The organism is Streptomyces sp. NPDC127038 (assembly GCF_042725875.1).
Classification (GTDB): domain Bacteria; phylum Actinomycetota; class Actinomycetes; order Streptomycetales; family Streptomycetaceae; genus Streptomyces.
Map to the genome: position 1 here is coordinate 18,654 of NZ_JBHXDQ010000038.1, position 9,774 is coordinate 28,427.

The following is a 9,774-nucleotide window of genomic DNA, read 5'->3' on the forward strand; positions in this document are numbered from 1 at the left end:
CACCCGGCGGGCGCGTCAGTTCTGCGCGGGGCCCTGGCCGTACGGGTACTGCTCGGCGTCGTACGGGCGCCGGGCGTGGCCCTGGGGGTGCTGCTGGGCCTGCGGGTGCTGGCCCTGCGGGTGCTGACCCTGGGGGTGCTGGGCCTGGGGGTGCTGGGCCTGGGGGTGCTGGGCCTGGGGGTGCTGGGCCTGACCCTGGTCGTAGCCCTGCTGGTAGCCCTGGTCGTACTGCTGCTGGTCGTAGCCGTAGCCCTGCTCGGAGCCGTACGGCTGCTGCTGGTACTGCTGCTGGGGCTGCTGGTACTGGGGCCGGCGATGCTGCTGGGGCTGAGGCTGCTGGTACTGCTGGGGCTGGTAGGCGTTGTCCTGACGGCCGTAGCCCTGGCCCTGGTTCTGCCCGGGGTTCCCGTAGAACTGGTCGCCGCCCTGGTCGCCGTACGGACGCCCCTGGCCCTGGTCGTGGCCCTGGTCCTGGCCGCCGTACCGCGGGCCGTGGCCCTGGTTCCCGTACGACTGGCCCTGACCCTGATCGCCGTACGGCCGGCCCTGGTCCCGGCCGCCGTACGACGGGTCCTGGCCCTCGTGGACCGGGGGCACCCGCAGCGGCCGGGTCGCGTCGTCCATGGCGGGCGCTGCGGGGCGCGTACGGGCGGCCTCGGGGCTGCCGGGGAAGGGCTCCCGGAAGTCCGCGAAGTCGTCGAAGTCCTGGGAGGCGCTCGGCTCCTCCGGCTCCTGCGGGGCGTTCTTCTTGGCCTGCGAGCGGGCGCGCAGGAACTCGATCATGATCGGGACCACCGAGACGAGCACGATGAGGATCAGGATCAGCTCGATGTGCTTGTTGACGAACTCGATCTTGCCGAGCCAGGAGCCGAGCAGCGTGACGCCCGCGCCCCACAGGACGCCGCCGATGACGTTGAAGGTGAGGAACGGGCGGTACCGCATGCCGCTGACGCCCGCGATGATCGGCGTGAACGTGCGCACGACGGGCACGAAGCGGGCGAGGACCAGGGACTTGGGGCCGTACTTCTCGAAGAACTCGTTGGCCTTGACCACGTTCTCCTGCTTGAACAGGCGGGAGTCCGGGCGGGTGAAGAGCGAGGGCCCGACCTTCCGGCCGAAGAGGTAACCCGCCTGGTCGCCGAGGACCGCGGCGAGACAGATCAGCGGGACCGCCGCCCACAGCGGGAAGTCCATGGCACCCGTGGTGATCAGCAGACCGCAGGTGAAGAGCAGCGAGTCGCCCGGCAGGAAGAAGCCGATGAGCAGGCCGGACTCGGCGAACACCACCAGCAGCAGGCCCCAGATGCCGAAGTTGTCCAGGAGCGTGTTCGGATCCAGCCAGCTGGGACCGAGGGCAAGCGTCATCACGGGTCCGGGCTCCTGAGGGGTGAAGGGAGTTGCGGCGGTCCTTGTACGGGCCGGCCAAAGCTATCAACGCAGTGTGCCAACGCCAGGTTCCACCCGTGACTCCAGGATGCACTGTGCGGCGACTGGGACAAAGCTGTGGACCATGGGCATCGATGAATACGGCGGCGGCCAGGGTCCCCACGAGGACGTCCTGGTCGTCACGACGAACGACGTTCCCGGCCATCGCGTCGAGCAGGTCATCGGCGAGGTCTTCGGTCTCACGGTGCGCTCGCGCCATCTGGGCAGCCAGATCGGCGCGGGCCTGAAGTCGATGATCGGCGGCGAGCTCAAGGGGCTCACCAAGACGCTGGTGCAGACCCGCAACCAGGCCATGGAGCGGCTCGTCGACCAGGCACGCGCGCGTGGCGCCAACGGCGTCCTCATGTTCCGCTTCGACGTGTCCGAGGCGGCCGACGTGGGCACGGAGGTCTGCGCCTACGGAACGGCCGTGGTCCTGGTGAAGGAGTAGACCGGCGTTCGGGGGGGCGGCGGCGGTGCGGGCCGAGGTTTTTTCCCCCCGGCCCGCACCGGTGTTCGTCCGGGCCCGGCTCCCCCGGTCCGCGCCGCCGCCCGTCCGGATCAGGCCTCCCCGGGGTTCCGGTCGGCGTTCGCGGTGATCGCCGCCCTCAGGTGCTCGGCCATCCCCGGCCGCGTGGCGTCGTAGTACGCCGTGAACCGCTCGTCGGCGACGTACATCTCCCCGAGACCCCGGTGGATCTCGTACGTGCAGGTGTAGAACCACTTGGTGATGTGCTGCCGGTGTTCCTCGGCCAGGTCCATGGCCCGCTCGCCGTCCGGTCGCTCCCCCGTCCCCATCAGGGCGCCGTACCGCTCGTCCCAGGAGGCCGCCTCGGCCCGCATCCGCTTCCAGTCGTCCTTGGTGTAGCGGGCGGTGCGGCGGCGCGACTCGGCGTACGTCTCCGTGCCGCCCCAGCGGCGTTCGGCCTCCTGCGCGTGCTCCTCGGGGTCCTTGTCCCCGAAGACCTCGAACCTCTCCTCGGGCGTGAGGTCGATTCCCATCGTGTGTGCCTCCATGGCGTGCTCCACGGCCGCGGCCATCTCCTGGAGCCTCTCGATCCGGGCGGTCAGCAGCTCGTGCCGCCGGCGCAGCGACGCGCGCGGGTCCGCGTCCGGGTCGTCGAGCAGGGCCGCGACCTCGTCGAGCGGGAAGCCGAGCTCCCGGTAGAACAGGATCTGCTGCAACCGGTCGAGGTCGGCGTCGCTGTAGCGCCGGTGTCCCGCGTGGCTGCGCCCGCCGGGGGCGAGCAGACCGATCTCGTCGTAGTGGTGCAGCGTGCGCACCGTGACCCCGGCGAACCCGGCGACCTGTCCCACTGAATAGCCCACTTCCGCTCCTTCCTCGTTACGCCCTTCACGATGAGCCCTGACGTGACGTGAGGTGCAAGCCCGGATTCCCGGGCCGGTTCCGGCGGCGACGCTCGGGATGTTATGTCCGATTCGCACGCTTAGGGTGAGCCCGTGACCCACGAAGCGGCTCCTCCGGGACCGGCCCGCGCCCCGGCGACGCCCGCCCGGACGCTGCTTCCGCTGTTCCTCCCGGCCGTGGTCGTCGGCGCGGTCTCCAGCCTCCTCTTCGTGGGGGTGAGCCAGCTCGCCGAACAGCTCAAGGACGTGTTGTGGACGGACCTTCCCGACGCGCTCGGCATCGGCGGGTACTCCTCGCTCTGGATGATCGTCATGCTCACCACCACCGGCGTCCTGGTCGGTCTGGTGGTGTGGAAGGTGCCGGGGCACGCGGGGCCCGATCCGGCCACCGTGGGGCTCCAGGCGGCGCCGTTGGCCCCGTACATCCTGCCCGGACTGCTGGTGGCGGCCACGCTGATGCTGGCGGGCGGTCCGAGCCTCGGACCCGAGAACCCGATCATCGCCACCAATGTCGCGCTGGCGTTCTGGGCGGGCCGCCGGTTCGCGCCGGCCGCGCCCGGTGAGCTGTGGGTGGCCCTGGCCGAGGCGGGGACCATCGGCGCGCTGTTCGGCACGCCGGTCGCGGCCGCGCTGGTCATGTCGGAGGCGCTCGTCGGGCGGCAGGTGCGAGGCATGCTGTGGGACAACCTCTTCGCGCCGCTGACGGCCGCCTCGGTGGGCTCGATCACCACGGGCCTGCTGGGGCACGCGAGCTTCGACCTCGGTCTGCCCCCGCTCGGCAGTCCGGGCTGGGCCGACGTGCTGTCCGCGGTGGTGATCGCCTCCGCCGCGGCGGTGCTCGGCCTGGCCGGGGTCTACGCCTTCCCCTACGTCCACAAGGCGTTCGGCCTGCTGCGCCATCCCATGGCGGCCCTGCCCGTCGGCGGTCTCGTGCTCGGCCTGCTGGGCTGCCTGGGCGGGCCGCTGACCCTGTTCAAGGGCCTGGACCAGGTCGCCGAGATCGCCCGGAACCCGGACGGCTGGTCGGCGGGCCGGTTCGCCCTGATGTCCGTGGTGAAACTGGCCGCGCTCGTCGTCGCGGCGTGCTGCGGATTCCGGGGCGGCCGGATCTTCCCCGCCGTGTTCGTGGGTGCCTCGTTCGGTCTGTGCGCCCATGCGCTGGTGAACTCGGTCCCGCCGTCGCTGGGACTGGCCGCGGGGGTCCTCGGCGTCCTTCTCGCGACCACCCGGCAGGGCTGGGTGAGCCTGTTCACGGCCGCCGTCCTGGCGTCCTCGGCGTCGGTCGTCGCCCTGCTCTGCATCGCCTCGCTGCCGGCCTGGCTGCTGGTGACCGGGCGGCCTCAGATGCAACTTCACGAAGACGGGAGCGCGATCCGGTGAACCGCCGGGGCCCTCTCGTCCGATGAACAAGTGGGACGCCCGTCCCGCCGAACCGTTGGGAGTAAGCCCATGCCGCTCCACAAGGGCCAGCAGAAGCCCGATGCCCACCCGCACACCGTCAATCCCTTCTACGGCGAGGCCAATCCGGTCAGCGGCATGGTCGAGGCGCCCCCCAAGCACCGCCTCCCGGACGGCCCGCTGCCTCCCACGACCGCGCTCCAGCTCGTCCACGACGAGCTCATGCTGGACGGGAACTCACGGCTCAACCTGGCCACGTTCGTCACCACCTGGATGGAGCCGCAGGCCGGGGTCCTGATGGCGGAGTGCCGGGACAAGAACATGATCGACAAGGACGAGTACCCCCGGACGGCCGAACTGGAGCGGCGCTGTGTGTCGATGCTCGCCGACCTGTGGAACGCGCCGGACCCGTCGGCCGCGGTCGGCTGTTCCACGACCGGTTCGAGCGAGGCGTGCATGCTGGCCGGCATGGCGCTCAAGCGGCGCTGGACGAAGCGCAACGCCGACCGTTACCCGGGTGCCCGGCCGAACCTCGTCATGGGCGTGAACGTCCAGGTGTGCTGGGAGAAGTTCTGCAACTTCTGGGAGGTGGAGGCCCGCCAGATACCCATGGAGGGCGACCGGTTCCACCTCGACCCCGAGGCGGCGGCCCAGCTGTGCGACGAGAACACGATCGGGGTCGTCGGCATCCTGGGCTCCACCTTCGACGGCAGTTACGAACCGATCGCGGAGCTCTGCGCGGCGCTCGACCGGCTCCAGGAACGCACGGGCCTCGACATCCCGGTCCATGTGGACGGCGCGTCCGGCGCGATGATCGCGCCGTTCATCGACGAGGACCTGGTCTGGGACTTCCGGCTGCCGAGGGTGTCGTCGATCAACACCTCGGGCCACAAGTACGGACTGGTCTACCCGGGCGTCGGCTGGGCGCTGTGGCGTAGCGCGGAGGAACTGCCGGAGGAACTGGTCTTCCGGGTGAACTACCTGGGCGGCGACATGCCGACCTTCGCGCTCAACTTCTCCCGCCCCGGCGCACAGGTCGTCGCGCAGTACTACACGTTCCTGCGGCTGGGCCGGGAGGGCTACCGCACCGTGCAGCAGACGACCCGGGACGTGGCACGCGTCCTGGCCGAACGGATCGACTGCATGGGCGACTTCCGGCTCATCACCCGGGGCGACGAACTGCCGGTGTTCGCCTTCACGACGGCACCCGAGGTGAAGGCGTTCGACGTGTTCGACGTGTCCCGCAGGATGCGCGAGAACGGCTGGCTGCTGCCCGCGTACACCTTCCCCGAGAACCGTCAGGACCTGTCGGTGCTTCGGGTGGTGTGCCGCAACGGCTTCTCGTCCGACCTCGCCGACCTCTTCATCGAGGACCTGACCCGGCTGCTGCCCGAACTGCGCCGCCAGCCGCATCCGCTGACCCACGACAAGGAGGCGGCCACGAGCTTCCACCACTGACACCGACCCCGGCTCGGACGCCGGTCAGCCCCAGGTGGAGCCCTGCTCCATCGCCACGAGCTCGAAGGCCGTCTTGCCGTCCAGGGACTCGCGGATGATGTCGGCGTGCCCGGCGTGCCGGGCCGTCTCGCGGATCAGATGGAGGGCGAGCCAGCGCATCGAGACACGGCCCTCGGGCGGGAACCAGGGGTCCGGCGGAAGCGCGAAGGTGTCGTCCAGGCTCGGCACCGAGCTCAGGAAGGCCTCCGTCTCGGCGGCGACCTTCTCCCAGTACGCGAGCTGCGAGGCGACCGTCTCGCCGACGGCGAGGACGAAGCACTCGTGCCAGTTCGACTCGTCCCGCCGCACGGCCGGCTGCTCGCCCTTGGCCCGTGCGATCCAGCTCTGCTCGACCTCGGCGACATGCTTGAGCAGCCCCGAGAGGGAGAGTTCGCTGGCGCTCGGCCTGCTCGCGGCCTGCTCCTCGGTCAGCCCGAGCAGCGACCGGCGGACGCCTCCGCGCTGCTCCTCGATGAAGGCGAGCAGCGCCCCGCGCTCGTCGCCCTGCTCTTCCGCTCGTACATGCGTGACCATGACCGGCCGCCCTTTCGTCGGGTCCTCCTGCTGACACGGAAGACGCTACGGACCCTTGCGGTCAGGTTCTGTCCGCAAGGGTCCGGGCGCGCTGGACGATCACGCGAAGGCGTCAGAAGGGGAAGCGGCTCCGCCCGTGCTGCACCGAGATCCACTTGGTGGTGGTGAAGGAGTCGACCGTCGTCTCGCCGTTCAGGCGGCCGATGCCGGAGTGCTTCTCGCCGCCGAAGGGGACGAGGGGCTCGTCGTGGACGGTGCCGTCGTTGACGTGGAACATGCCGGTGTCGATCTGCTTGGCGAAGTTCACGCCGCGCTCGATGTCGGCCGTGTGGACGGCGCCCGAGAGGCCGTACGGGGTGTCGTTGACGATCCGGACCGCCTCCTCCTCGCCGTCGAAGGGGACGAGGAAGACGACCGGGCCGAAGACCTCCTGGCGGAGCAGGTCGGAATCCGCGGGGACGCCGGTCAGGACGGAGGGCTCGACCAGGTTGTCCGTGGTCGTGCCGTGCAGCAGGGCGGTGGCGCCCTCGGCGATCGCCTGCTCGACGACGGCCGACAGGGCGTCCGCCTGGGAGGAGTTGATGACCGGGCCGATGACCGTCGCCGGGTCCTTCGGGTCGCCGGTCTTCAGCGTCCTGACCTTGGCGACGAACTTCTCGGTGAACTCGGCCTCGACGGAGCGGTCCACGAGGACGCGGTTGGCGGCCATGCAGACCTGGCCCTGGTGGACGAAGCGGCTGAAGACCGCCGCGTCGACCGCGTAGTCGATGTCCGCGTCCTCCAGGACCACCAGCGCGCTGTTGCCGCCCAGTTCGAGCACCGAGCGCTTGAAGTTCGCGGCGCAGACCGTGGCGACGTGCCGGCCGACCTTGTCGGAGCCGGTGAAGGAGATGACCTTGGGGACCGGGTGCTCGATGAAGGCGTCGCCGATCTCGGCGATGTCGGTGATGACGACGTTGAGGAGGCCGCCGGGCAGACCTGCCTCCTCGAAGATCTTCGCGACCAGGGAGCCGCCGACGATCGGGGTGTTCTGGTGCGGCTTGAGGACCACGCCGTTGCCGAGCGCGAGGGCGGGGGCGACGGACTTGACCGACAGCAGGAAGGGGAAGTTGAAGGGGCTGATGACCCCGACGACACCGACCGGGACGCGGTAGAGGCGGTTCTCCTTGCCGTCGCCGGGCGAGGGGATGATCTTCCCTTCGGGACGCAGCGACAGCTGGACCGACTCGCGCAGGAACTCACGGACGAGGTGCAGCTCGAAGGCGGCCTTGAGGCGGGTCCCGCCGAGTTCGGCGATGATCACCTCGGTGATCTCTTCCTCGCGCTCGTCGATGACGGCGAGCGCCTTCTCGAAGACCGCGCGGCGGGCGTACGCGTTCGTCGCGCCCCACTTCTTCTGGGCGCGTTCGGCGGCGCGGTAGGCGTCGTCGACCTCTTCGACCGTGGCTATCGTGATCGAGGCCAGCTTCTCGCCGTCGTACGGGTTGAAGTCGATGATGTCCCAGGAGCCCGTCCCCGGGCGCCACTGTCCGTCGATGTACTGCTGGGCCAGGTCGGTGAAGTAGGACGACATGTGCTCCCTCAATCCCTGTGCTGCCGAGACAGTCCTTGGCCCGGGACAGCAGACATCCGATCACGGTCTGATCACATGTCATCGTACTTGTGTTTCAAGGGAGTTGAGGGAGTCCGGAGAAGTCCGTGACCGCTCTCGGGAGAGTCGGGAGACCGGGCGGCCAGGAGGTCGCGGAAGTCAGGAGAGCTGCAGGAGCCCGCGCAGCAGGTCGCGGCTCTCGTCCGGTCCGGGGCTGTCCTGCTGGAGCTGCTTGAGCGCACCCTCGTACTGGTTGACGTCCTCGCGCTTGTCCAGATAGAGCGCGCTGGTGAGCTGCTCCAGATAGACGACGTCCGACAGATCGGACTCGGGGAAGCTCAGGATGGTGAAGGCACCGCTCTCGCCGGAGTGCCCGCCGAAGCTGAACGGCATGACCTGAAGACGTACGTTGGGCCGCTCGGAGATCTCGATCAGGTGCTGGAGCTGTCCGCGCATCACCTCGCGGTCGCCGTAGGGACGGCGCAGCGCGGCCTCGTCGAGGACGATGTGGAACTCGGGGGCGTTCTCGGAGACGAGGTACTTCTGCCGCTCCAGGCGCAGGGCCACGCGCCGGTCGACGTCGGCGGCGGAGGCGCCCTTCATGCCGCGCCGGACGACGGCGTGGGCGTACGCCTCGGTCTGGAGCAGGCCGTGCACGAACTGCACCTCGTACACCCGGATCAGATGGGCCGCGCCCTCCAGGCCGACATAGGTGGGGAACCAGCTCGGCAGGACGTCGGAGTAACTGTGCCACCAGCCCGCGACGTTGGCCTCCTTGGCGAGCGAGACCAGGGAGGTGCGCTCGGCCTCGTCGTTGATGCCGTAGAGCGTCAGCAGGTCCTCGACATCGCGGGTCTTGAAGCTCACCCTTCCCAACTCCATACGGCTGATCTTCGATTCGGAGGCACGGATCGAGTAACCGGCCGCTTCGCGGGTGATGCCGCGTGTCTCGCGCAGGCGCCGCAGGTGCGATCCCAGCAGCATGCGCCGCACCACCGAGCCGCTCGACTCACCAGCGCTCACGTTCGTCAGCCTCCCCAACCGTCTTCCAGACGCCGCAGTCTGCCACTAAAACACTTCAAGCAGTACTCGTTCAGTTACGGAAACGGAAAGCAGCCAAAGCCGAGGCACAGAAAAGGATCAGTGAAGGACCGACAACTGAGAATAAGGTGAAGGAAGAAATAACCAAGAAGTAGCAGAGGAAGGTCCAATTCGGGCGCGTGCACGTGCATCTGCCCTTGCATCTGCTGTACGCATTCGGAACCATGGTCCCCGCGCCACCGCTGCATCGCAACGACCGCGAACACCCGGGAGTGCCTCGCATGGGGACGAATGGATCGACCATGCTCGAACCCTTACGGCAGGGACTTCCGCCTCTCGATCCCGCGGCCGTGTCCGGCGCCGCCTCGTGCGCCCTGCCCGCCCGCTACGAAGCGGTGCGCGAGGCCAGGCAGTTCACGCGCGGAACGTTGGACCAGTGGGAGATCGGCGACCGCTTCGACGACGTCTGCCTCGTGGTCTCCGAACTCGTCACCAACGCCCTGCGGCACGCGCTGCCCTCGGACACCCCTCGCAAGGACGACCAAGGGCCGCCCGTACGGCTGCACTTGATGAGGTGGACCTCGCGACTGGTCTGCGCGGTGCGCGACCCCAGCCACGACAGTCCGGTCGCCGGCGACTCGGACGACTTCGCGGCGGAGTCGGGACGCGGCCTCTTCCTGGTCGACTCGTTCTCGGACAGCTGGGGCTGGCACCCGCTCGCCGGAACGCTCAGCGGCAAGGTCGTGTGGGCGCTGTTCCGGCTGGGGCCACAGCCGGACACGGCCGCGCCCTCCTCCGAGTAGCGAACCGCGGGGCCGTTTTGCGCCGCGGTGGTACCCGGGGTAACGTACAGAGAGTGGAGCACAACCGTGTTTTAGGGCGCAGGGGCCCCCGCCGGCCCGTAGCGGGGCGGGGGGTCC

At 69.5% G+C, this 9,774-nt stretch carries 9 protein-coding genes; 4 read left to right on the forward strand and 5 right to left on the reverse strand.

Translation table 11 applies throughout. From position 1 onward, the window contains the following. Positions 1-15: 15 nt before the first annotated feature. Entirely contained in the window at positions 16-1,365 is a 1,350-nt protein-coding gene (locus ACFWI4_RS24495; RefSeq protein ID WP_387199985.1) for a DedA family protein, read from the reverse strand. A 145-nt stretch (positions 1,366-1,510) separates the two neighbouring features. Here ACFWI4_RS24495 and ACFWI4_RS24500 point away from each other — a divergent pair, with 145 nt between their 5' ends. Beyond that, entirely contained in the window at positions 1,511-1,876 is a 366-nt protein-coding gene (locus tag ACFWI4_RS24500; protein WP_339130681.1) for a YbjQ family protein, read from the forward strand. Positions 1,877-1,986: 110 nt separating this feature from the next. Here the strand turns inward: ACFWI4_RS24500 and ACFWI4_RS24505 are convergent, their stop codons facing one another. After that, on the reverse strand, positions 1,987-2,754 hold the full coding sequence (locus ACFWI4_RS24505; protein ID WP_387199871.1) for a MerR family transcriptional regulator: 768 nt from the start codon (positions 2,752-2,754) through the stop codon (positions 1,987-1,989). A 132-nt stretch (positions 2,755-2,886) separates the two neighbouring features. Between ACFWI4_RS24505 and ACFWI4_RS24510 the strand changes: the two genes are divergently transcribed. Both ACFWI4_RS24510 and ACFWI4_RS24515 read left to right on the forward strand, forming a co-directional pair. Next, positions 2,887-4,173: an ion channel protein gene (locus ACFWI4_RS24510; RefSeq protein ID WP_387199874.1), complete on the forward strand. Its 1,287-nt coding sequence runs from the start codon at positions 2,887-2,889 to the stop codon at positions 4,171-4,173. A gap of 69 nt (positions 4,174-4,242) precedes the next feature. Then, the gene (locus ACFWI4_RS24515) at positions 4,243-5,649 is read left to right on the forward strand and encodes a glutamate decarboxylase (protein WP_387199877.1); all 1,407 of its coding nucleotides are present in this window, start codon (positions 4,243-4,245) and stop codon (positions 5,647-5,649) included. A gap of 24 nt (positions 5,650-5,673) precedes the next feature. Here the strand turns inward: ACFWI4_RS24515 and ACFWI4_RS24520 are convergent, their stop codons facing one another. The 3 genes from ACFWI4_RS24520 to ACFWI4_RS24530 all read right to left on the reverse strand — a co-directional run bounded on the left by ACFWI4_RS24520 (position 5,674) and on the right by ACFWI4_RS24530 (position 8,797). Beyond that, positions 5,674-6,222: a DinB family protein gene (locus tag ACFWI4_RS24520; RefSeq protein WP_387199880.1), complete on the reverse strand. Its 549-nt coding sequence runs from the start codon at positions 6,220-6,222 to the stop codon at positions 5,674-5,676. Between the two features lie 112 nt (positions 6,223-6,334). After that, positions 6,335-7,795, reverse strand: a complete 1,461-nt coding sequence (locus ACFWI4_RS24525; protein ID WP_387199883.1) for an aldehyde dehydrogenase family protein — start codon at positions 7,793-7,795, stop codon at positions 6,335-6,337. Between the two features lie 177 nt (positions 7,796-7,972). Then, positions 7,973-8,797, reverse strand: coding sequence for a helix-turn-helix domain-containing protein (locus tag ACFWI4_RS24530; RefSeq protein WP_385398839.1), 825 nt, complete (start codon positions 8,795-8,797; stop codon positions 7,973-7,975). A 338-nt stretch (positions 8,798-9,135) separates the two neighbouring features. Here ACFWI4_RS24530 and ACFWI4_RS24535 point away from each other — a divergent pair, with 338 nt between their 5' ends. Continuing rightward, on the forward strand, positions 9,136-9,657 hold the full coding sequence (locus ACFWI4_RS24535) for an ATP-binding protein (RefSeq protein WP_387199886.1): 522 nt from the start codon (positions 9,136-9,138) through the stop codon (positions 9,655-9,657). Positions 9,658-9,774 lie beyond the last annotated feature (117 nt).

What these genes read in the sequence shown, in the direction of transcription:
- ACFWI4_RS24515 (WP_387199877.1), top strand. Translation starts at nt 4,243, where the DNA reads ATGCCGCTCCACAAGGGCCAGCAGAAGCCCGATGCCCACCCGCACACC.
- ACFWI4_RS24530 (WP_385398839.1), bottom strand. Translation starts at nt 8,797, where the DNA reads ATGCTGCTGGGATCGCACCTGCGGCGCCTGCGCGAGACACGCGGCATC.
- ACFWI4_RS24525 (WP_387199883.1), bottom strand. Translation starts at nt 7,795, where the DNA reads ATGTCGTCCTACTTCACCGACCTGGCCCAGCAGTACATCGACGGACAG.
- ACFWI4_RS24495 (WP_387199985.1), bottom strand. Translation starts at nt 1,365, where the DNA reads ATGACGCTTGCCCTCGGTCCCAGCTGGCTGGATCCGAACACGCTCCTG.
- ACFWI4_RS24520 (WP_387199880.1), bottom strand. Translation starts at nt 6,222, where the DNA reads ATGGTCACGCATGTACGAGCGGAAGAGCAGGGCGACGAGCGCGGGGCG.
- ACFWI4_RS24500 (WP_339130681.1), top strand. Translation starts at nt 1,511, where the DNA reads ATGGGCATCGATGAATACGGCGGCGGCCAGGGTCCCCACGAGGACGTC.
- ACFWI4_RS24535 (WP_387199886.1), top strand. Translation starts at nt 9,136, where the DNA reads ATGGGGACGAATGGATCGACCATGCTCGAACCCTTACGGCAGGGACTT.